The sequence below is a fragment of the Micromonospora sp. NBC_00421 genome, from assembly GCF_036017915.1.
Taxonomy (GTDB): domain Bacteria; phylum Actinomycetota; class Actinomycetes; order Mycobacteriales; family Micromonosporaceae; genus Micromonospora.
This window is the reverse complement of the sequence record NZ_CP107929.1, coordinates 998,924-1,020,174: the sequence shown is the minus strand read 5'-3', so window position 1 is coordinate 1,020,174 and position 21,251 is coordinate 998,924. Positions and strand designations below refer to the sequence as shown.

Sequence of the window (21,251 nt, the reverse complement as noted above, 5' to 3'; positions counted from 1 at the left end):
GCCTCAGCCTTCCTGACTCTGCTCAGCGGTCTTCTGATCGACTGCGACCAGGCGCAGTTCGCTGGTGTAGCGCTGGCCGTCGGCGTCGACGAGCCAGGCCTGATCCGGTTCCGGCAGCATCTCCACGACGGTCACCGTCGCCTCGGCCCGGCCGTGGCGGCGACAGCGTCGCACCGACCGGGAGATCAGGTCGATCGACGCGAGGCTGGTCAGGTCCGCGTAGATCGGCTTGCGCTCGCCGGTGAACCGGAGGAACACGTGCCGGGGCAGTCCGTGGCCGGTCGCCCACGCCCGGGCCTGCAGGTACCGGGCGCTCTCGTCGGCCGTACCGGCGAACGGGAGGTCGGCGGCGGCGAACGTCCACCGTTCCCGACCGATCACGAGATCGTCGACGGTGACGCGGGGCGTGTGGGCGGCGGGCGGCACCGGGTCGAAGCTGTTGATGATCACGGCGATGATCAGGTCGCCGAGGACCGGGAGCAGGTCGCGCTCGAATGTGCCGTCGCGGTGCCGGACCCGCAGCCCGGTGGCCGAGTCGATCACGTCGCAGTCCCCCACGACCAGGGTCGTGGCCGGGTCGTAGCCGTTGGCGTCGTGCGACCAGACGAGCCACCGGTCGCCCGGGGACACCAACGCACCGGCCTGGCGGGTGGCGCTGCCGCCGACCTCGGCCGTCTCGGCCTGCCAGACGACCGGTCCGGCGAGGTCGTGCCGCATGGCCGCGTGGTAGCCGTCCGGGTCGTCGTGCAGCTCCAGCCACGTGCCGTAGCGGGCGGTGACCTTGCTGGGGTGGACCTCGCCGAGCACCCAGGTGAGCCGGCCGCCGGCGGCGGCGTCCGCTCCGGCGATCATCAGGTCCGGGCTGTGGAACACAGCCGTCGGCCACGGCCGCGGCGGGGCCGGGAACCGGTCGGCCGCCCGACGCCGCAGGTCGGCCGAGCGCAGCTGCACCCGCCGGGAGCCTTCGGGCAGATCGAGGATCGCCGACCAGCGTTCCTGCAGCGCCGTCACCGCGGGCTGGATGAGGGTCGACGCCCCGTGGAACAGGGCGTCGTTGACGAGCAGCCAGAAGTCGGCGAACGGCACGACGTCGGTGCCGAGCGCGGCGGCCCGCTTCCGGTAGGCCGCCTCGAAATGGGCGGTGTACGCCTCGGCGCAGTCGCCGAGGAACCACCGGGCGCTGTCGAGCACCAGCGCCAACGCCTCCCGGAGACCGTCCAGCGTGTCGGCGCCGAGCCGTACGGTGTCGGCGCGCCGGCACTCCTCGTAGGCGACCGTGCGACCGGCGTACAGCTCGCCGGCCCGTCGGGTGGGCGGGACGCCGGCCAGGCGGGTGAACGTCGCCTCCAGGCCGGCCATGGCCGCGACCACCCCCTCCGGGTCGCCGGCCGCCCCGGCCAGCTCGTCCCGGGCGGCGGTCAGCTCGTCGAGCGCCCGGGTGGCCGCCGCCCGGACGTCGCCGTCGGTGACCCGGGCCAGCAGCGTCCGCATGGTCCGCTCCGGATGGATGTCGGGCGGGGAGATCTCGACCTGCCAGGCCAGCCGGCGCTGGTCGGCCAGCCGGGCCAGCACGGCGAAGACCTCCTCGACGTCACGCAGCCCGGCGGACTCGTCAGCGAGCGCCAGGGCGGCGACCGCGCGGGCGTCACGCGCGCCGTCGACGGCCCGCAGGACCGCCGCCTCGGCCGGGGTCAGCGGCACCGGCGGTGCCAGCGGCACCCGCAGCTGGCTGCCGTCGAGGCCGACGAACGGCATCCACCGCGGTACGAGCCAGGGCCGGAGGGCCGTGGTGTGGCCGGCCAGGACCGCGGCCACCGCCCAGCCCTCCAGGTAGGTGATGCGCTCGGCCAGGAACCGCCCCGCCGGATCGTGCGTGATCCGGATGCCGGCGCCGTCGTCGATCCGCGACCAATCCACCGGGCCGAAGAAGCCGATGGTGTCGTTCTTCGCGCAGTACCGCTGCAGGTAACTCGCGATGAGCGCCTCGTGCTGCCGGGCCTTGGTGTCCCGCTTGGCCGGCTCCGGCCCACGCCGGACGACCGGATCGAGGCCGGTCGTCAGCGCGTGCCGGTTCTGCCAGGCGACCGCTTCCCGCAGCGCCGGCCGGCTGGCCGCCTCGTGCAGGACCGCGGACTGGCGTCGCACCGCCGCGGTGAACTCGGCGGAGTAGGTGGCCCTGGCCGGCTCGCCCACGGCGACGACGGCGTCCGCCGCCTCGGCCAGATCCGCGGCGCCGAGGCCGGCCAGCAGGTGGGCCGGGAAACCGGCCGCCCGCAGGCAGACCGTCCGCCACAGCGCCCAGTCGCCACCCAGGTGGACCAGGTGCGGCGCGAGTTTCCGGCCCGGCGGCGGCTTCGGGGCGCGGGCGCGGTAGGCACGGCGGTCCTGGCGGCCGATGGTGGCCGGTCGCGCCGCGACGGTCGCGGTCCGGTCACGGGCGGCGTCGATCGCGGCGGCACAGTCGACGAGCGTGGGCTTCTCGTAGAAGGTGGCCATGCGCAGCTCGACGTCGAACACCTCGCGGATCCGGAACATCAGGCGGGACGCCAGGAGCGAGTTGCCGCCGAGGGCGAAGAAGCTGTCGTCGCGGCCGATGGCGCCGCCGTACGGGCCGTGGGCGGGCAGCAGCCGCCGCCAGGTGTCGGCCAACCGCTCCTCGGTGTCACCCAGTGGCGGGGTGACCTGCCCGCGGGTCTGGACCTCCGGCGCGGGCAGCGCGCCCCGGTCGATCTTGCCGTTGGCGTTGAGCGGGAACCGGTCGAGGGCCCTGAACCCGGTGGGTACCAGGTATTCCGGCAGGCGACCGACCAGGAAGTCGCGCAGCGACGGCGGCCGTAGGAGGCCCGGGTCGACACCGTCGGCCGGTGTCACGTACGCGATCAGGTGCCGCTGCGCGCCCTGACCGGCCACCAGGACGACCGCGTCGCCCACGTCCGGATGCGTGCGCAGGACCGACGCGACCTCGCCGGGCTCGACCCGGAAACCACGGATCTTGATCTGGTCGTCGGCGCGGCCGACGAACTCGAGCGTCCCGTCGGTGCGCCAACGGGCCAGGTCCCCGGTCCGGTACAGGCGCGTGCCGCACCCGTGGGGATCGGGCACGAAGGCCCGCGCGGTGGCCGAGGCGTTGCCGACGTAGCCGCGGGCGAGACCGTCCCCACCGGTGAACAGCTCGCCGGTCACACCGATCGGCACCGGCTGACCGCTCTCGTCGAACAGGTGCACGGAGGTGCCCTGGATCGGACGGCCGATGGGCACCGTCGACGCCACCTGGTCCGGGTCGGTCAGCACGTGGCAGGTGGTGAACGTGGTGTTCTCGGTCGGGCCGTACCCGTTGACCAGCGGTCGGCCGCCGCGGGCCGACAGCACGGCGCGCACCGTGGCGGGGCTGAGCGCGTCGCCGCCGGCCAGGACGACGGGTACCCCGGCGACGGCCTCGACATCCGCCTCGGCCAGCTGGTGGAACAGGCCGGCGGTGAGCCACGCGACCGTCACGTCGGCGGTGCGCAGCAGGGCGGCGATCTCCGGCAGCCCGAGCGGGCCGGGCGGCGCGATCACCGTCGTCGCGCCGGTCAGCAGCGCGCCCCACAGTTCCCACGTGGACGCGTCGAACGCGACCGGGGCGAGGTGCAGGAGCCGCTGGCCCGGGCCGAGCGGGGCGAACGACGGGTCGTGGACGAGCCGTGCCACGCCGCGGTGCGGCACGGCGACACCCTTCGGCACGCCGGTCGAGCCCGAGGTGAAGCTGAGGTAGGCCAGGCTGTCCGGGTGGGACAGGTCCGGTGGTGCCGTCCACTCGTCGGCGGCGTCGGTGGGCTCGGCGTCGACGTACACCGTGTCCACCCCGGGCATCTCGACCCGGTCGGTGGCCCGCTTCGCCAGCAGGAGCCGGGCGCCCGCGGCGGCGATCATGGCCGCCACCCTGGGCGCCGGGCTGCCCGCGTCGATCGGCAGGTACGCGCCGCCGGCCTTCGACACGGCCAGCAGGGCCACCCCGAGGTCGGGGCCGCGCTCCATCGCCACCGCGACCGGCACGTCGGTGACCACTCCGCGGCGGCGCAGCCGCCAGGCCAGGGCGTTGCTGCGCCGGTCCAGCTCCGCGTAGGTCATGGATCCGGTGCCGCAGACCAGCGCCGTCGCGTCCGGCCGGATCGCGACCTGGGCCGCGAACAGGGCGGGGATCGTCCGACCCGGCTCGGTGTCGGCCACCGCGGGCCCGCGGCTCCACTGCTCGAGCCGCCGCGACTCGTCGTCCGGCATGAGCCGCAGCCCGTCGATCGCGGAGTCCGGTCGGGCCAGGGCACCGGCGAGCAGGTTCAGGTAGTGCTCGGCCATCCGGGACATGGTCGACGCGTCGAACAGGTCGGTCGAGTACTCCCAGATCAGGTTCAGGTCGTCGTCCTCGGGCCGGGACTCCCGGCCCACCCGCTGCGCCCCGCGCGGCACGACGATGATGTTGAGGTCGGCCTTGGCCGAGCCGTTCGCCCGCTCGGTGACCGCACCGGTGAGCCCGCCGAAGTCGAGGTCGGGCACGGCCGAGTCGTGGAAGCTGAACATGACCTGGAACAGCGGGAGCCGCGAGGAGTCGCGTTCCGGCCCGATCGCGTTGATCACCGTGTCCAGCGGGGTGTCGGACCAGGCCAGCGCGTCGAGCACGGTCTCCTGGACCTGGTCGAGCAGGTCGGTGAACGACATCCGGCCGTGCGGCCGGGTCCGCAGCACCACCGTGTTGACGATCATGCCGAGCAGCGGCTGGATCTCGGGCAGGCTCCGGTTGGCCATGCCGGTGCCGACCAGCAGGTCCTGCTGCCCGGTGTACCGGTGCAGCAGGGCGGCGAAGGCGGTGTACATGGTCGAGAAGAGCGACACCCGGTGCTGCCGGCTGAACGCGCGCAGCGCGCGGGCCAGCTCGGCCGGGACCCTGATCCGCGGCGCCGCGCCACGCAGGCTCATGACCGGCGGCCGCGGGTGGTCGGTCGGCAGCTCCAACAGGGCGGACGCGCCGGCGAGCCGGGTGGTCCAGTGGTTGACGTGGGCCTTCAGCACGTCACCGCTCATCCACTCCCGCTGCCAGATCGCGTAGTCCGCGTACTGGACGGCCAGTTCCGGCAAGGGCGACGGCTGACCGGCGGCGAACGCCGGATAGAGCGCCGACAGTTCGGACAGGAACACCGCGAGCGACCAGCCGTCGTGGATGAAGTGGTGTTCGACGTGGACGAACGTGTTCTCGCCGTCCCCGTGGCGCAGCAGCAGCCAGCGGGCCAGCGGCGCGCTCGCCAGGTCGAACGGCTGGGCCAGCTCGGCGGCGACCACGTCGTCGGCCTGCTCGCGCGGCACGTCCAACACGCGCAGCGGCGTGCCCACGCGTGCGACCGGCTGCTGCACCGCGACGCCGTCTACGCTGACGAAGGCGGTCCGCAGCATCTCGTGCCGGCGCACGATCTCGTCGAGCGCGGCGCGCAGGGCACCGGTGTCCACGTCGCCGTGCAGCGACACCGTGGCCTGGAAGTTGTAGGCGATGTTGTCCGGGGCCAGCTGCGCGAAGAACCACACCCGTTCCTGCTGGAACGACAGGGGGATGAGCCGACCGCGGCCGGCCGGGGCGATCGGCGGCGGGGTCGGTGGGACCGGGGAGTTCAGGTCCAGGCCGGTGTCCACCTCTGGTCGGCCGGTCCGCTCGTCGACCAGGTCGGCGAACGCGGCGATCGTGCGGGCGCAGGCCAGCTCGGCCAGGCTGAGCTTCGCGTCGAGCTCGACGGCGATCCGGGTCGCCAGCCGGCCGACCAGCAGCGAGGTGCCGCCGAGGGCGAAGAAGTCGTCGTCGGCGCCGACCGCCACGCCACCGAGCAGGTCGGACACGATCCTGGCCACCGCGCCCTGGGTCGGCGTGCGATGCGGCGCGGTCATCCCGGCCAGGCCGGCGGCCACCCGGTCGGGCGCGGGCAGCGCGGCCCGATCCACCTTGTCGTTGGCCGTCATCGGCAGCGCGGGCAGCACGACGACGGCGGCGGGCACCATGTAGTCGGGCAGCCGGGCCGCCACGAACGCGATCAGCTCGGCCGGTGTGGCGTCCGCGGCGACGTAGGCGTGCAGCACCGGGTCGGCGGAGCCGGTGCGCTGGGCGGCCACGTAGGACTCCCGGACGGCCGGGTGCTGCCGCAGGACGGCCGCGATCTCGCCGGGCTCGATCCGGAATCCACGGATCTTGACCTGGTCGTCGAGCCGGCCGAGGTACTCGAAGGTCCCGTCGGGCCGGCGGCGGACCAGATCGCCGGTGCGGTACATCCGCTGGCCCGGCACTGTGACGTCGGGCACGAACGACCGCGCGGTGAAGGCCGGAGCGTTCAGGTAGCCGCGGGCCACGCACGCGCCGGCCAGGCACATCTCGCCGGGCTCGCCGTCGGGCACCACGTCGAAGCCGTCGAGCACGTGACAGCGCACGCCGTCGACGGGCACGCCGATCGGTGGCGGCACCGGCCCGTCCGACGACACCACGGCGGTCGTCGCGGCCACCGTGCACTCGGCGGGGCCGTACACGTTGACCAGGGTGAACGGCAGGCCGGGCGACGCGCCGCGCTGCAGCGCGGACCCGCCGGTGTGCATCCACCGCAGCGCGCTGTGCGCCGGCCACGGCACGTCGAGTACCGCCTCGGCCAGCGGCGTGGGCAGGAAGGTCGCGGTGATCCGCTCGTCGGCCAGCCAGGCGGCCAGGTCCGGCGGCGAGGCGCGCACGGCCGCGGGCGGCACCACCAGCGTGCCGCCGGCCGCCAGCGTGGGCCAGGTGTCCCACACCGAGACGTCGAATCCGGGGGCGCACAGCAGCGTCGTGCGGTCCTGCGGGCCCAGGCCGAAGGCATCCTCGTGCCAGCGCATGAGGTTCGCGAGGCCGCCGTGGCGAACCGCGGCCGCCTTGGGCCGGCCCGTCGAGCCGGACGTGAAGATGACATAGGCCAGCGCGTCGTCGTCCGGTCGCGGGACCGGCTCGTAGCGTTCGGTGGGCGCCTGCGCCAGGTCGACGACCTCGGGATCGTCGAGCTCCACGCCGGCCGACAGCAACGGCCGGGTGGTGATCACGGCGGCGGCCCGGGCCAGGCCCAGCAGCTCTGTGGTCCGCGTGGTCGGATGGGCCGGATCGAGCGGTACGTAGGCCGCGCCGGCCAGCAGCACGGCCAGCTCGGCGACGACGATCTCGGCGGACCGGTCGACGTAGACGGCGACCACGTCACCCGGTCGCACTCCACGCCGGGTGAGCCGGACCGCCAGCCCGCAGGCGTGTCCGGCCAACTCCCGGTAGGTGAGCCGCCGGTCGCCGTCCTGCACGGCGATCGCATCCGGCGCCTGGGTGACGCGGGAATGGAACTGATCGAGGATCATCACGCACGCTTCCTCTGGTGGTGGCGGCTTGATTCGTGGCGTCGCGGTTCAGGCGCCCGACTCCATGGCACGGCGCAGACTCAGCGGACGCATGTCGGTCCAGATCTCCTCGATGTGGGCCAGGCAGTCGGCCTCGGGGCCGCGGAAGCCCTCGCCGCGCCACCCGGCCGGCAGCTCACGGTCGGCGTCCCAGATCGAGTACTGCTCCTCGTCGTTGACGACCACGAGGTAGGTGCGGTCCATCGTCAGTTCCCCTTTCGCGCGGACCGGCCGGCCACCGACAAGGCACCGGCCATGGTCACCGTTGTTCCGGACCCGGCCAGGGCCCGGCTGATGGGATCGGGCACCCGTCCGTCGGCGATCCGCACCGAGGCCACCCCGCCCGCCAGCGCCTCCCGGGCGGCGACGAGTTTGAGCGCCATGCCGCCGCCGGCGACGGGTCCGGGAGCGCCCGTCGGGGGCACCTCGTAGGTGCTCTGCACGCTGGTGTCGTCCCCGGGGTCGGCGAGTACGCCCGGTGCGCCGGTCAGCAGCACCAGCCGGTCGGCGCCGAGCGCCACCGTGAGCGCCGCCGCCACGCGGTCGGCGTTGACGTTCACCGGGTGGTCGTGCTCGTCGATGGCGGGCGGCGACACCACGGGCACCAGACCGGACCGCAGCAGGCCTTCCAGCAGCTCGGTGCGGACGGTGCCGATCTGGCCGCTGTGGTTGTCCCGCACCAGCACGGTCCGGCCGTCCACCACCGCCCGGACCGCCGGTTTGCGGCGGGCCCGCAGCATGCCGCCGTCGAGGCCGGTGAGGCCGACGGCGGGCACCCCGAGGCCGGACAGCGCGGCGACGATCGCCGGCTTGACCGCCCCGGCCAGCGCGAGCACGACGACCTCCAGCATCGCCGGATCGGTGTACCGGGCCGACACCCCGTCCGGGGCGACCAGGGTGCGCTGCGGCACGCCCAGCTTCCCGGCCAGCCGGGCGATCTCGCCGGAGCCGCCGTGCACCAGGACGACAGCCTCGCCCCGGTGGACGAGCCGGGCGACGTCGGCACAGATGCTCGTCGAGTCCACGGCCGGATTCCCGCCGCACTTGACGACCGTCAGCAGTCTGGTCACGGCTCTCCTAGGCGGGGTGCAGGCCGGGGAAGGACAGGCCGAGGGTCTCCGGCCAGCCCATGCGGATGTTCAGGCACTGGACCGCGTTGCCGGCGCCGCCCTTCATGAGGTTGTCCAGCGCCGCGATGGTGGTCAGCCGGCCGGTGTCCTCGTCGAAGGCGAACCCGACGTCGCAGAAGTTCGAACCCGACAGGATCTTCGGTTCCGGGTACCGGTACAGGCCGCGTTGCTGCGCGACCAGCCGGACGAACGGCTCGTCGCGGTACCGCTCCCGGAACGCCCGGCGTATCGCCTTCGCGTCGACGCCGGGTTTCGGGGTGACGTGACAGATCGTCTGCACGCCCCGCACCGCCTCCACCCCGGTCGCGGTCATGGTGACCCGCACGCCGACGTGCCGGGCGATCTCCGCCTCGTGCCGGTGTCCGGTCGGCGCGAACACCCGCATCGCCCCGCTGCGGAACGCGTGGAGGTTGCCGTCGCCGGCAGTGGCCCCGGATCCGCTGGACCCGGTACGCGCGTCCAGCCGGGCGTCCGGTCCGATCATGTCCCGGATCGGGTACAGCGAGAGCACGCCGGCCACCGCCATGCATCCGGGCACGCTGACCAGGTCGGCGCCGCGTAGGCGCTCCCGGTGCAGCTCCGGAATTCCCGGCACGAACTCGCCGAGCAGGTGTGGCGCGGCGTGCGGAGTCCCGTAGTAGCGCTGGAAGACCTCGGTGTCGTCCAGCCGGAAGTCGCCGGTGAGGTCGATGACCTGTTTGGTGTGTCTTATCCAGCGGTCGATCTGGGTCATCGCGGCGCCGTGCGGCGTGGCCAGGAAGACGGTCTCGTACTCGTCCACGTCGTCCGCCGAGCAGAACAGCAGTTCTGTGGCGGATCGCAGGTTCGGGTGGACCCCGTCGACCCGTTTTCCGGCGAACCGGGAGGAGACCGCAGCCGTCACCTCGACCTCGGGGTGCCCGACGAGCAGTCGCAGCAACTCCCCGCCGATGAATCCGGCCGCGCCGACGACAGCGACGCGGATCACTCGCCCCAGTCCTCTTCGATCTCGGGGGCCAGCGCGAGCACCGCCGGAGTCAGGGCGACGATCTCCAGTTCGTTGCGGCAGCCGGCACACTCGACGATCTCGTTGAGCCGTACCGCATCGCTGATCGGCACCTCGTCCGCGCATTCTGGGCAGGCCGACATGGTGGTCATGGGTGACGTCCTTTCACTGGTGGGTCCCGAGGCGAGCCGTCGCGTCGAGTGCGGTGCGGACCATGGTCACGATCCGTTCCGCGGTGATGTCGTAGTGCGTGAGGAGGTGTTCCTGGTTGCCGACCGTGTCGACGAACTGGTCCGGCATCCCCAGCCGCAGGACCTTCGTCGGCGCGGCCTCGGCCAGGGCTTCGGTCACCGCGCCGCCGAGGCCGCCGCTGCGCCAGTGCTCCTCGACCGTGACCACGAGCGCGGCCGGTCGCGCCGCCTCGATCAGCGTCCCGGTGTCGAGGGGCCGCACCGTGTGCAGGTTCAGCACGGTGGTCTCGATGCCGTGCCCGGCGAGGATGTCCGCCGCAGCGAGGCAGGCGAGCGTCGGGTAGGGGCCGCAGCACGCGAGGACGGCGTCCCCGCCCGTTCGCAGCGTCTGCGCGCGACCGATGACCGGCGCAGGGGCCGGCGGCAGCGGCGGCGACGGTTTACGGTCGAGCCGGACATAGAGCGGTCCCGGCAGGCTCAGGCTCTGCGCGACGAACGCCTCCACGGCCGCCGCGTCGGCCGGCACCACCACGGTCATCCCGGGTAGCACCCGCAGCACGGCGAGGTCCTCCAGGGCCTGGTGGGTCGGGCCGAGGTGGCCGGCGGCGAGACCGCCGTGGGTGGCCATGATGCGGACCGGCAGCCGGTTGTACGCGATGTCGATCTTGATGGCCTCCAGGGCGCGCGAGGCGGCGAACGCGGCCATCGTGTTCACGAACGGCATGCGCCCGCACGCGGCCATTCCGGCGGCGATCCCCATCAGGTTGTGCTCGGCGATGCCGAGGTTGAGGTACTGGTCCCCGGCCGCCGAGACGTGCTCCGGGCGGAACAGACCGGTGTCGGTGTCCAGGCAGATCGCCTCCGGATGCCGCTCCAGCAGGGAGAGCAGGCAGTCCCGGTACGCCTCCCGGACCGCGCGGCTCATCGGGCGGCGTCCGGGACGGCCAGCGCGGCGAGCGCCCGGGCGTGGTTGCGCGGCGACAGCGTCACGTAGTGGCTGTCGGGCCGCCCGGCGAGGAACGAGAGCCCGTGCCCCTTGACCGTGCGGGCGATCAGCACACTCGGCCGGCCCGGCTCCCACGGTGCGGTGGCGAGGTGGTCGGCCAGCGCGTTCGCGTCGTGGCCGTCCACGTCGCGGACCGCCCAGCCGAAGCTGCGCCAGCGTTCGGCCAGCGGTTCCATCGGCGCGATCCGCTCGGCCGGGCCGGTCAGCTGCAGCCCGTTGCGGTCCACGACGGCGACCAGCCGGTCCAGCCGCAGCGACGCGGCCGCGATGGCCGCCTCCCACACCGAACCCTCCTGGAGTTCGCCGTCGCCGAGCAGCACGAAGCTGCGTGAGTCACGGCCGGCGTACCGGTTGGCCAGCGCGAACCCGCAGGCCAGCGCGAGACCGTGGCCGAGCGACCCGGTCGGCAGCTCGACCCCGGGCACCGCCCGCACCGGATGACCCATCAACCGGCTACCTGGCCGTCCGTATCCGGCGAGCTCCCCGACCGGAAAGTAACCCCGTTCGGCGAGCGTCGCGTAGAGGGCCAGCGCGGCGTGGCCCTTGCTGAGCAGGAAGCGGTCGCGGTCCGGGTGGTTCGGCCGCCGCGGGTCCACGTTGAGCACCGAGAAGTACAGCGCGCTGAGCACCTCGACGCAGGAGAAGGCGCCGCCGAGGTGGCCGCCTTCCGGCCCCGCGCACATGTCGACGACGTGGGTGCGGATGCGGGCGGCGACCGCCTCCAGCGTGTCCTGGGCCGTGGTCATGACGCCGCCGCCGCGAGCGTCGCCACCGCGTCCCGGTTCGCCCAGACCTTCTCGAACGCGTCCGCGTAGTGGCCGAGCAGCTCGCCCGATCCCGGATTGAGGTGACGCTTCTGCAGGGCGAGGGAGTCGGCGATGATGGCCCGGGCCACCGGGTAGTCCGCGCCCGGGGCCGATCCGCCGGTCACGGTCCACGGATAGCCGGCGCCGAACCCGACGCGGTCGACGAACACCTTCTGGTCGGGCAGCGGCATCAGCTGGTACTGCGACATCGGCACACCTTCGGCGCGCAGCAGCCGCCGCAGCGCCGAGCGCAGCGCCACCGGCCGTACGTCGTCGGAGAGACCGAACCCGGCCCGCTCGAACCGGAACCGCAGGATGTGCCAGACATGTGTGGTGTCCGGGAGCGCGGTCGGTACGCGCAGGCCGGGCAGCGCCGTGAGCCGCGCGAGGAATTCGGCGACGTTGCGTTGCCGCTGGCGTTCGTACCCGTCGAACCGGGCGAGCTGCGCGGTGGTGAACGCGGCCTGGATCGCGTTCATCTTGTGGTTCCAGCCCAGGCCGTGGGACACGTAGTCGCGGTCGCGGCCACTCTCGATCACCTCGCCGAACTGCCGGGCCCGGCGGACCGCCTCGGCCAGCTCGGCACGGCCGGTCACCAGCAGGCCGCCCTCGCCGCAGGTCGGGATGTTCTTCGTGACCTGCAGGCTGAACGCTCCCGCGTCACCGATCCCGCCGACCGGCCGACCCCGGTAGGTCGCACCGGGGGCCTGGGCCGCGTCCTCGATCACCGCGAGGCCGTGCCGGCGTGCGATGTCGAGGAGCCGGTCCATGTCGGCCGGCGCGCCGTGCAGGTGCACCGGGATGATCGCCGCGGTCCTCGGCGTGATCCGACGCTCGACATCGTCCGGGTCGAGGTTGAACGTGACCGGGTCGACGTCGGCGAACACGGGAACGGCCATCTGGTGTACCGGGGCGAGCCCGGTGGCGATGAAGCTGAGCGCGGGCACGATCACCTCGTCGCCCGGTCCGATCCCCAGCGCGGCCAGCGCCAGGGACAGCGCCGCCGTACCGGTGGACACCGCGACGCAGTGGTCGAAGCCGAACCGCTGCGCCCAGTTCGCCTCGAGGGTGGCGACCGGGTTGACGCCTTCGGTGTTGGACACCAGCCGGCCGCCGTCGAGCGCGTCGAGGACGGCCTTGCGGTCCTCGTCCTCGATCAGCGGCCAGTCCACGCCGCGCCGGTCCTTCGGTACGGCGGCCGTGCCGCCGAACGCTGCCAGCTTGCTCATCGCTGCCTCTCCGGGTGGTCAGATCGCCGCGGTGACGGCGTCGACGGCGTACGCGTACTTGCCACGCAGGACGGTGGCGTGGTGAGCGATGTCGGCGGAGACCGCCCGGGCATCGGCGATCCCGTGCGCGCCGGTGATGCGCAGCCCGGTCCAGGCGTGGGCGACCGCCTCGACGGCCCGTCCGGCCCCGGCGAGGGCCGGGTCGCCCCACTCCCGGCCGCAGCGGCGCAGCAGTTCCCCGTGCAGCGACGCCTGCGCCTGCATGCCCCAACCGAACGGGTACAGCTCGCGCAGCGCGGCGGCGTCCCCCGCCCGGCACCGGTCGACGAGTTCTCCGGCGAACGCGTCGAACCCGGCGAGACCGTTACGGGCCGCGGTGGCGGTGGTGAAGTCGTCGACGTCGACGCGCAGGTACCCGTGGAGCAGCTCGGGGGTCAGCGGCGCGGGTGGGGCGTCGAGCCGGACGTCGAGACAGCGCCTGCCGATCCGCGAGTCGCTGAAGAACGCGTCCTGCACGTCGGCCGGGTTGGCCGAACCCCAGCTGTTCAGGAACTCCCCGAGCGGGACCGGCCCGCGGTAGGCCGGCGGCATCGCGTCCGAGACGTACACGAGCCCGCGGTCCTCGTCCAAGCCATAGATCACCACGAGGTGAGCGGCGTGCACGTCGCCGTAGGCGGGCCGGAACGGCAGGTAGAAGTTGTCCACCGCGGCGATGACCGGCTGGTCGCGGGCCAGCGACTCGCGCACCTCCCGCCAGACGTCGTCCTCGTCGGCCGGCTGCCACCAGCGGGCCCGCAGCTCGTGGTGCGGGGCCAGGGCCGCGCCCAGGTCGCCGTCCGGGCAGGGGTAGTAGAACTCGTCGAACCGGACGTCGCCCGGCAGGTGCAGGAACCGCCAACCCGCCCCGAGCACGGCCAACGGGTCGGCACCCCACCGGGCCACCAGCGTGCCGAACGTGGCCTGCAGGCAGCTGATCAGGTCGCGGCACCACAGCTCAGGCTCGGCGATCAGGTAGGTCCGGGCCGTCACGTCACTGGTCATGATCGCCCTCCGCGTGTTGGACGGTGACCGCGAAGAGGTGCATCGCGGCGTTACGCGGCAGGCGGATGCCGACGAGGTCGGCACGCCGGGTGACCGGCACCCGTTGGGCCCACATGACGGCCGGCACGCCCTGCTGCACGTGGTGCGGGTAGTGCATGACCGGGCTCTGGAACGCCAGGAGCTCGCCGAACCAGGCCGGTGCCGCCCAGAAGTCGGAGACCCGCAGCCACTCGGCGTCGACCGGGCCGGCAGTGAAGTTCAGCTCCACGGTGTCCTCGCAGCGCCGCTCGGCCGCCGCCAGAACGTGCACCCAGTCGTAACGGCCCTGCGCCACGGCGATGAACTGTCCTTCGCAGCGGACGTTGTCAGGGCCGGCACACACCGGCGGGAAGTGGAAGGGCACGCCCGCCACGTGGACGAGGCTTTCGCCGGCCGGCAGGTGCTCGGCGGCGAACGAGTTGCCCCACACGTTGAAGTGGCCGGCCTTGGTCGCCGTCGCCGACGAGATGGCGACGTTGTTGCGGTGCTCGGATATGTCGACCGGATCGCACCGGCGGGAAACGGCACTGGAGACGAGCATGTCTCTCCCTCACTGGAACACCCTTCGGTGACACCAATCTAGGCGGCCGAATCCCTCATTTCGTCTCCATAATGATTACCGCGAATGTCCCGATTGACCTTTCGATGCACTCTCCGGGTAATCAAGCTGACTATCGGACCCTTTTCGTCGTGGTCAAGGGCGGCCGATCGGGCAGGTAGGGGGTCGCGTGTCGATCCTCCCGCTGTCCACGCGTAACCGGACCCGCCTGACCGAGCTGATCCGCGACCGGTGGCGCCGGCGCGCGGGCCGCACCCGCAGCAACAGGCGCATGGCCCCTGACCCGCCTGCGCAACGGCGGCAGCCTCCCCCACCTCGGGGGTGGCGAGGTGTCGGTGGCCACTGCGTCGCGGTACCGACGCGAGGCTGTGGACCTCCTCGCGGTTCTGCTGGCCTGGCCCCGCCCCGGCCGCGTCCGCTCCGATGCCGCGTGCGCCGCCCCGGGCGGCGCGTCACCGTTGCCGGCCTCGTCAGGCGACACCACCCGCTACCGGCTCCACCGCGGTGGCGACCGACGCCTCCACCGAGCACTCCACACCGTCGCGCCGGGCCGCGTGGGGCACGACCCTCACACCCGCGACCACGTCACCGGCCGCACCGCCGGCGGTCAGGGCCGGAGCGCCGCCACGCGCAACCGCTCGTAGTACGGCAGGTGGTAATCGCGGTAGTCCCGCAGCACCGGATTCCCGTCGACCACCCCGGCACCGGCGCCGCCCTTCCGCCCGAAACCCGTGGTCCGACTGGTCGACTGGTGCCACCGGCCGGTCGCCTGCCACTCCGGCCGCATGCCCGGCCGCCAGCTCAACGCCTCCGGCACGAACGGGATGCCGACCGCCGCGCAGTACGCCCGCACGGTGTCCTCCGGCCGGTCCAGCAGGTCGTCCGAGTCGATCACGGTCGGCGTCGTACCGGTGGCCGACCGCACCGCCTCGAAGACCTCACACAGCCAGGCGAAGCCGATCTCGTCGCGCCCGAGCTTCGGGTTCAGGGCGAAGTGCGAGGCGATGGCCTCGGTCGGGTGGCGAATGATGAACGTGTGGGTGGCGGCCTTCAGGAAGGCCACATCGGCGAGCAGCGCCGGGTAGCGAAAGTCCATGGTGTCCTTGAAGAACACCGGCCGCTCGGCGGCGACCGCGCGCAGGGCGTCGAGCACCTCCTGTTCGGTGCGCGCGACCCGGTCACCCACCTTCGCCTCACCGAAGTCGACCACCTGGGAGAACGGTTCGTGCACCACGAGATGGTCGTTCCGCTCCGCCATCATCCGGGCGAAGGCGGTGGAGCGACTGCGCGGGGCGCTCCACAGCGCGAGCACCGACATCCGTTCCGGGGTGCTTTCCATGTGATTCCTTCCGTTATGACGCATTGAACGTGGTCCATTGTCGTACAGGCCGGGCGCGGATCAGGTAAGCGAAACCCGCACCCCGCGGGCACGAATGTCAATGTAACGCGTCGTCCCGGATGAACCTCGCGCGGACGCGTTCGAGATCGAGTCGCCCGTAGCGTCACGGAGCAGCCGAATTGTGCCGTCCCATTACGGAGGTCATGGTGCCATCGATACCAGAGCATCCCGACGACGGCCGGATCGCCGTGTTGGCCAGCCGGGTCGGCGCGGACGAGAAGCGACTGTTCGAGGCGCTCGATCGGCGTGGTGTCGCCTTCGACCAGGTCGACACACGGCGGCGTTGGTTCGCGGCCGGGCAGCGCGACCTGCCCTGGCAACTCGTGCTGAACCGGGAGATCGGCCAGGTTCGGGCCGAGTACGCGGCCCGCTGCCTCACCTCGGCCGACATCGACGTGGTCAACAGCGCCGACGCGACCGCGCTCTGCGGGGACAAGTGGCGTACCACCATGGCGTTGCAGGCGGCCGGGCTGCCGGTGCCCCGCACCGCGCTCGGCCTCACCCCCGAGGCCGCACTCGACGCGCTGGACGCCATCGGCTATCCAGCGCTGATCAAACCGCTGGTCGGGTCGTGGGGCCGGCTCGTGGTCCGGCTACCCGACCGCGCCGCCGCCGAAGGCGTACTGGAGTACGTCGCCGCGCTGCCCGGCCCCCAGTCGCACCTCGGGTACGTACAGGAACTGGTCGACAAACCCGGCCGGGACATCCGGGCGATCATGGTCGGCGGTGAACTGCTGGGCGCCGTCTACCGGGTCGGCGAGATGTGGCGGACCAATGTTGCGCTCGGCGGACGGACCCGGCCGTGCGAACCCACACCCGAGATCACCAAGCTGTCGACCGACGCCGCCGCCGCGGTCGGCGCCGACATCGCCGGCGTCGACCTGATCGAGGACAGCGACGGCCGGCTGCTGGTCTTGGAGGTCAACCACCGGGTCGAGTTCTCCGGCTTCCAGTCCGCACTCGGCGACCGCGTCGACGTCGCGGACCGCATCGTGGAACATCTACTGGAGCGAGGATCTCGATGAACTTCGCATTCACCTCGTCCGGCGCGGTCACCGAGACGTACGCCGTGGGCCTGCTGCGCGGGATGCTGGAGGTCCCCTCCCCCTCCTACCAGGAACGCGCGCTTGCCGACTTCCTGGCCGACGCCATGGCGGTCCTGGGCTTCCGGTCCCACATCGACGCGGTCGGCAACGTCATCGGCGTGATCGAACGCGGCGAGGGACCGACACTGATGCTGCTGGGACACCTCGACACCATCCCCGGCGAGATCCCGGTCCACTCCGAGGGCGGCAAGCTCTACGGCCGGGGCGCGGTCGACGCGAAGGGGCCCCTCGCGGCGATGATCTGCGCCGCGGCCAGCGCGGTCGACTTCCCCGGCCGGCTCGTCGTGGTCGGCGCCGTGGAGGAGGAGACCCCGTGCTCACGCGGGGCGATGGCGATCCGGGTCACCCACGAACAGCCGGACGCACTGATCGTCGGCGAACCGAGCGGCTGGTCGAGCGTGGTGCTCGGATACAAGGGCAAACTCGACCTGCGCTACACGGTCAGGCTTCCGTCCACACACCCGAGCAACCCGGCACCGAAGGCCTCCGACCTGGCTGTCGCCTGCTGGACCGCGCTGGTCGACCTGCTCGGGCCGGACGCCAGCCTCGGCGTGTTCGATCGGCCGGGCGCGACGCTCTGCCAGCTCAACGCGGACCTGACCACGGCGACCGTCGACGTCAGCATCCGCACCCCACCGGGCCACGACGCCGAAGCGTTGGTCCGCGACCTGCGTGACCGCCTGCCGGCCGGTGACATCGAGGTGCTGAACTCGGTCGCGGCCTGCCGTGCGAGCCGGTCCACGCCGGTGGCGCGCGCGCTGGTGTCCAGTATCCGGCGGCTGCACGGCCAGCCGCGGTTCCTGGTGAAGACCGCCACCTCGGACATGAACACCCTCGCCGAGGTCTGGGACGTCCCGATGGCCACCTACGGCCCCGGCGACAGCCGGCTCGACCACGCCGACACCGAGCACATCGTGTTGTCGGACTACCTGCGTGGCATCGACGTGCTGTCCATTGCCATCTCGGAACTGGCGCACCTGCCCGTCCGGTCGGACGGCGATCAGCACACCGGTTCCCGAGAAGACTCTCCGACGATCGATGCGACCAACTTGAACGGGAGCTTCGCGTGACTTCAGACGTGAGATCAGCGCCGGACAGTGTCGCCGGCGACAAGAAGCAGTCGCTCGCCACGATGTTGGCCAACGCGCGGGCGAGGGTCACCGGCGGGCCGCAGCCCCGACAGGATCGCGACAACGTGCCGCTGTCCTACTCGCAGAACACGTTGTGGTTCGTCGACCAGCTGCAACCCGGCGAAACGACCTACAACGTCGCGTTCGCGTTCCGGCTCGACGGCGAACTGAACGCCGACGCCCTCTCCGCGGCGCTCGCCGGCATCGTCGTGCGCCACGAGGCGCTGCGGACGTACGTCCTCGTCGAGAACGACCAGTACTTCCAGGGAATCGTCGAGAATCCCGAGGTCGCCGTCGAGCGGTCGTACGCGGACTCCGAGACCGAAGCGAACCGGATCCTCGTCGAACGCGCCGAGACCCGCTTCACGTTGACGACGTTTCCACTGTGGAAGTTCGATCTGATCACCGTGCGTGATGACCTTCACTTCCTCAGCGTGGTCTTCCACCACATCATCTTCGACGGTGTGTCGTCGGCGGTCTTCTTCGACGAACTCGTGCGGGAGTACAACGCCCGTCGGGTCGGTGTCGCGCCGGAGATCGAACCACCGGCCGTCCAGTTCGCCGACTTCAGCGCGTGGCAGCGCAAGCGCCTGCAGGCCGGGGCCTGGCAGGCCAGCGTCGACTACTGGACGGAGACCCTGCGCGACGTCGAGGTCATGGACATTCCCGGCGACCGTCCGCTGCCACCCGACGCGACCTACGCCGGCAGCTCGGAGACGAGCAGCTGGAAGGGGGTCGCGGCCGACGTCAAGCGCCTCGCCCTGGCCCTGTCCACCACGCCGGCGACGGTGTACGCGACGGCGATGGCCTGCGTGTACCACCGGTACTCAGGATCCGAGGACGTCATCTTCGGGATGCCCAACGCGAACCGCGGCGAGATCGAGACCGAACGGACCATCGGCTTCTTCATCAACATGATGCCGCTGCGTTGCCCGGTCGCACCGGACGAGACGTTCCAGGAGTGCCTGGCGCGGGTCCAGCAGCGGTTGCGCGGCGCCCAGGCGCACGGCTACCTTCCGCTCGAGGAGATCGTCGCGCACACGAACGTCCAGCGGGACTCCTCCCGGTCGACGCTGCTGCAGTACACGCTGACGATCAACGAGTGGACCGACCAGCTCCAGCTCCTCGACGGCGTCTCGCTGACCGGCATCCTGCCCGAGACGACGCGCGCGAAGTTCTTCCAGCAGTGGACGCTCAACCAGGCCGACGAGGACCTGGACGTCAACACCGTCTACAACACCGACATCTTCGACCTGGCGACGATCCAGGCCATGCAGCGGGCGTTCGTCGGGTTCCTCCGCCGGGCGCTGGCCGCGCCGGACGTCAGCATGCAGCGGCTCTGGGACTCCGACGAGGAGGCCCGGGCGCTACAGGGCCACCTCGGCGTCGGCACCCGGACGCCGGCGCCCACCGGCAGCGTGTTCGCGCACTTCCGCGACGTCGTCGACGAGCACGAGCACCGCGTGGCGGTCAGCACCCCCACCGCGCAGCTGACCTACGGACAGCTGCTGCGCCGGGTCGACCAACTGCGCGCCCACCTGAGCGCGGCCGGGGTCGGCGCCGGCAGCCGGGTGGGCGTCGCGCTCGAACCGTCGCCCGACTTCCCGGCGGCCGTGCTGGCCCTCATGTCACTGGGCGCGGTCTACGTCCCGATCGACGCGATGAACCCACGCGGCCGGATCGAGGCGATCATCAACGACGCCGACCTGTTGCAGGTGATCTGCGACGCGACCACGGCCGGGATCTCACCGGCACTGGAACGGCGGTTGCCGGCCGACGCCGAGCCCCCCGCCGGGCGACCGGAGGTGGCCCGCGGCGAGGACGCGACCGCCTACCTGATGTACACCTCGGGCAGCACGGGAACGCCCAAGGGCGTGCTCATCAGCCACGACAACATCCTCGGCTTCATCCGCAACGTGCGGACGCTGTTCGAGCTCTCCCCCGACGACCGGGTCCTCGGTTACGCGTCCTGCGGGTTCGACGTCTCGATCTTCGAGATGTTCGGTGCGTTGCTCAGCGGCGCGTCGCTCCACCTCGTACCGTCCGGTCAGCGGCTGAGCATGCCGGATGTCCAGCAGTTCCTGCAGGAGCGCCGGATCACCGTGACCGACCTGCCCCCGTCGGTGATGAAGCTGCTCGATCCGGCACCGCTGCAGGACCTGCGCATCGTGTTCGTCGGCGGCGAGGCGTTCTCCCACGAGCTCGTCCGGGCGTGGGGCAAGGGCCGCCGGATCTTCAACGGATACGGCGTGACCGAGTGCACCGTCACCAGCATCGTCAAGGAGTTGCGGGAGCCGCTGTCGCCGGGTGCCCTGCCCATGGGCGGGCCGATGGACAACCACACGGCGTACGTGCTGGACGACCACCACCGGCCGGTGCCCCAGGGGGTCATCGGACAGCTTGCGCTCGGCGGAGTCGGACTGACGTCGGGCTACTGGCGCCGGGACGAGGACAACCGGAAGAAGTTCATCCCGGACCCGATCGGTCCCGATCCGACGGCCCGGGTCTACCTGTCCGGCGATCTGGCTCGGCTCAACGGCAGCGGCGAACTCGTGTACGTCGGGCGGCTCGACCGACAGGTCAAGATCAATGGTGTACGGATCGAGATCGGCGAGATCGAGAGCGTGCTCCGCGCCGCCGACGGGATCAAGAACGTGTACGTACAGGTCCGGCCGGACGGGGATCAGAAGCGGGTCGTGGCGTACTGCGCGACCGGGGCGGGCGGCACCGTCTCCGAGGCGGTGCTGCGGGAACACTGCCGCAAGCGCCTCGTGTCCACGATGCGGCCCAGCAGCTTCGTGATCATGGACGAGCTGCCGATCAACGCGAGCGGGAAGATCGACGAGCGGGCGCTGCCCGCCGTCAGCGTCGACGCCGCCGCCGAGTCCACGCCCGTGGAGCAGCTCAACGACATCGAACGCACGATGCTCACCGAGGCGTTCGGGCCGATCCTGGGCCGCGTCGACTTCTCCAAGACGGCCAGCTTCTTCGACCTGGGCGGGACGAGCCTCCAGGCCGTCCAGCTGATGTCGAAGATCAAGAAACTGTTCTCCACGACGATCTCCCTGGTCGTGTTCTTCAACGACTCGAGCGTGCAGAGCATGGCTCTGGAGGTCGAGCGGGCCCGGCTGGCCAGCCTGTCGCCCGCGGAGCTCGAGCAGGCCATCGAGCAGATGAGCGAAGAAGACGTGGCCCGACTCCTGGCAAGCGAGTAGGC

15 protein-coding genes are annotated in these 21,251 nt (G+C 72.1%); 4 read left to right on the top strand and 11 right to left on the bottom strand.

The window, feature by feature from the left end:
• Window positions 1-3 precede the first annotated feature (3 nt).
• From OHQ87_RS04905 to OHQ87_RS04860, 10 genes are read right to left on the bottom strand one after another with little or no spacing between them, the layout of a single operon-like run.
• A complete protein-coding gene (locus OHQ87_RS04905; RefSeq protein ID WP_328348747.1) occupies window positions 4-7,374 on the bottom strand; it encodes a non-ribosomal peptide synthetase in 7,371 nt (2,456 codons plus the stop codon).
• A gap of 48 nt (window positions 7,375-7,422) precedes the next feature.
• Window positions 7,423-7,617, bottom strand: a complete 195-nt coding sequence (locus OHQ87_RS04900; RefSeq protein ID WP_328345332.1) for an MbtH family protein — start codon at window positions 7,615-7,617, stop codon at window positions 7,423-7,425.
• A gap of 2 nt (window positions 7,618-7,619) precedes the next feature.
• Window positions 7,620-8,483: a [LysW]-aminoadipate kinase gene (locus OHQ87_RS04895; protein ID WP_328345330.1), complete on the bottom strand. Its 864-nt coding sequence runs from the start codon at window positions 8,481-8,483 to the stop codon at window positions 7,620-7,622.
• A 7-nt stretch (window positions 8,484-8,490) separates the two neighbouring features.
• A complete protein-coding gene (gene argC / locus OHQ87_RS04890) occupies window positions 8,491-9,510 on the bottom strand; it encodes an N-acetyl-gamma-glutamyl-phosphate reductase (protein ID WP_328345328.1) in 1,020 nt (339 codons plus the stop codon).
• Window positions 9,507-9,680 carry a lysine biosynthesis protein LysW gene (locus OHQ87_RS04885; protein ID WP_328345326.1) on the bottom strand — a complete coding sequence of 58 codons (174 nt, stop codon included), beginning with the start codon at window positions 9,678-9,680 and terminating at the stop codon, window positions 9,507-9,509. Before OHQ87_RS04885 ends, argC begins: the two co-directional genes overlap by 4 nt.
• 13 nt (window positions 9,681-9,693) lie before the next feature.
• Window positions 9,694-10,644 (bottom strand): transketolase family protein, encoded by a 951-nt coding sequence (locus OHQ87_RS04880; RefSeq protein WP_328345325.1) that lies wholly within the window; start codon window positions 10,642-10,644, stop codon window positions 9,694-9,696.
• Window positions 10,641-11,471: a transketolase gene (locus OHQ87_RS04875; RefSeq protein WP_328345323.1), complete on the bottom strand. Its 831-nt coding sequence runs from the start codon at window positions 11,469-11,471 to the stop codon at window positions 10,641-10,643. The genes OHQ87_RS04880 and OHQ87_RS04875 overlap by 4 nt, the downstream gene beginning before the upstream one ends.
• Window positions 11,468-12,760 (bottom strand): DegT/DnrJ/EryC1/StrS family aminotransferase, encoded by a 1,293-nt coding sequence (locus OHQ87_RS04870; protein ID WP_328345322.1) that lies wholly within the window; start codon window positions 12,758-12,760, stop codon window positions 11,468-11,470. The genes OHQ87_RS04875 and OHQ87_RS04870 overlap by 4 nt, the downstream gene beginning before the upstream one ends.
• An 18-nt stretch (window positions 12,761-12,778) precedes the next feature.
• Window positions 12,779-13,801, bottom strand: coding sequence for a BtrH N-terminal domain-containing protein (locus OHQ87_RS04865; RefSeq protein WP_328345320.1), 1,023 nt, complete (start codon window positions 13,799-13,801; stop codon window positions 12,779-12,781).
• Entirely contained in the window at window positions 13,791-14,381 is a 591-nt protein-coding gene (locus tag OHQ87_RS04860) for a hypothetical protein (protein WP_328345318.1), read from the bottom strand. The genes OHQ87_RS04865 and OHQ87_RS04860 overlap by 11 nt, the downstream gene beginning before the upstream one ends.
• Window positions 14,382-14,728: 347 nt before the next feature.
• Here OHQ87_RS04860 and OHQ87_RS31325 point away from each other — a divergent pair, with 347 nt between their 5' ends.
• On the top strand, window positions 14,729-15,043 hold the full coding sequence (locus tag OHQ87_RS31325; RefSeq protein ID WP_442930680.1) for a transposase: 315 nt from the start codon (window positions 14,729-14,731) through the stop codon (window positions 15,041-15,043).
• On the opposite strand, the gene OHQ87_RS04850 is transcribed toward OHQ87_RS31325, so the two are convergent.
• The gene (locus tag OHQ87_RS04850; RefSeq protein ID WP_328345316.1) at window positions 15,007-15,738 is read right to left on the bottom strand and encodes a hypothetical protein; all 732 of its coding nucleotides are present in this window, start codon (window positions 15,736-15,738) and stop codon (window positions 15,007-15,009) included. The genes OHQ87_RS31325 and OHQ87_RS04850 overlap by 37 nt on opposite strands.
• A gap of 206 nt (window positions 15,739-15,944) precedes the next feature.
• Here OHQ87_RS04850 and OHQ87_RS04845 point away from each other — a divergent pair, with 206 nt between their 5' ends.
• Genes OHQ87_RS04845 through OHQ87_RS04835 form a run of 3 tightly spaced genes read left to right on the top strand, consistent with a single transcriptional unit; the run spans window position 15,945 to window position 21,249 of the window.
• Complete coding sequence (locus tag OHQ87_RS04845) at window positions 15,945-16,823, top strand: RimK family alpha-L-glutamate ligase (protein WP_328345314.1); 879 nt, start codon at window positions 15,945-15,947, stop codon at window positions 16,821-16,823.
• On the top strand, window positions 16,820-17,974 hold the full coding sequence (locus OHQ87_RS04840) for a M20/M25/M40 family metallo-hydrolase (protein WP_328345312.1): 1,155 nt from the start codon (window positions 16,820-16,822) through the stop codon (window positions 17,972-17,974). Before OHQ87_RS04845 ends, OHQ87_RS04840 begins: the two co-directional genes overlap by 4 nt.
• Window positions 17,971-21,249 carry a non-ribosomal peptide synthetase gene (locus OHQ87_RS04835; protein WP_328345310.1) on the top strand — a complete coding sequence of 1,093 codons (3,279 nt, stop codon included), beginning with the start codon at window positions 17,971-17,973 and terminating at the stop codon, window positions 21,247-21,249. The genes OHQ87_RS04840 and OHQ87_RS04835 overlap by 4 nt, the downstream gene beginning before the upstream one ends.
• The last annotated feature ends 2 nt before the right edge of the window (window positions 21,250-21,251 follow it).

Excerpts from the sequence above, each read along its gene's own strand:
- OHQ87_RS04905 (WP_328348747.1), bottom strand. The coding sequence starts at position 7,374 with ATGATCCTCGATCAGTTCCATTCCCGCGTCACCCAGGCGCCGGATGCG.
- OHQ87_RS04900 (WP_328345332.1), bottom strand. The coding sequence starts at position 7,617 with ATGGACCGCACCTACCTCGTGGTCGTCAACGACGAGGAGCAGTACTCG.
- OHQ87_RS04885 (WP_328345326.1), bottom strand. The coding sequence starts at position 9,680 with ATGACCACCATGTCGGCCTGCCCAGAATGCGCGGACGAGGTGCCGATC.
- OHQ87_RS04880 (WP_328345325.1), bottom strand. The coding sequence starts at position 10,644 with ATGAGCCGCGCGGTCCGGGAGGCGTACCGGGACTGCCTGCTCTCCCTG.
- OHQ87_RS04875 (WP_328345323.1), bottom strand. The coding sequence starts at position 11,471 with ATGACCACGGCCCAGGACACGCTGGAGGCGGTCGCCGCCCGCATCCGC.
- OHQ87_RS04870 (WP_328345322.1), bottom strand. The coding sequence starts at position 12,760 with ATGAGCAAGCTGGCAGCGTTCGGCGGCACGGCCGCCGTACCGAAGGAC.
- OHQ87_RS04865 (WP_328345320.1), bottom strand. The coding sequence starts at position 13,801 with ATGACCAGTGACGTGACGGCCCGGACCTACCTGATCGCCGAGCCTGAG.
- OHQ87_RS04860 (WP_328345318.1), bottom strand. The coding sequence starts at position 14,381 with ATGCTCGTCTCCAGTGCCGTTTCCCGCCGGTGCGATCCGGTCGACATA.
- OHQ87_RS04850 (WP_328345316.1), bottom strand. The coding sequence starts at position 15,738 with ATGGAAAGCACCCCGGAACGGATGTCGGTGCTCGCGCTGTGGAGCGCC.
- OHQ87_RS04840 (WP_328345312.1), top strand. The coding sequence starts at position 16,820 with ATGAACTTCGCATTCACCTCGTCCGGCGCGGTCACCGAGACGTACGCC.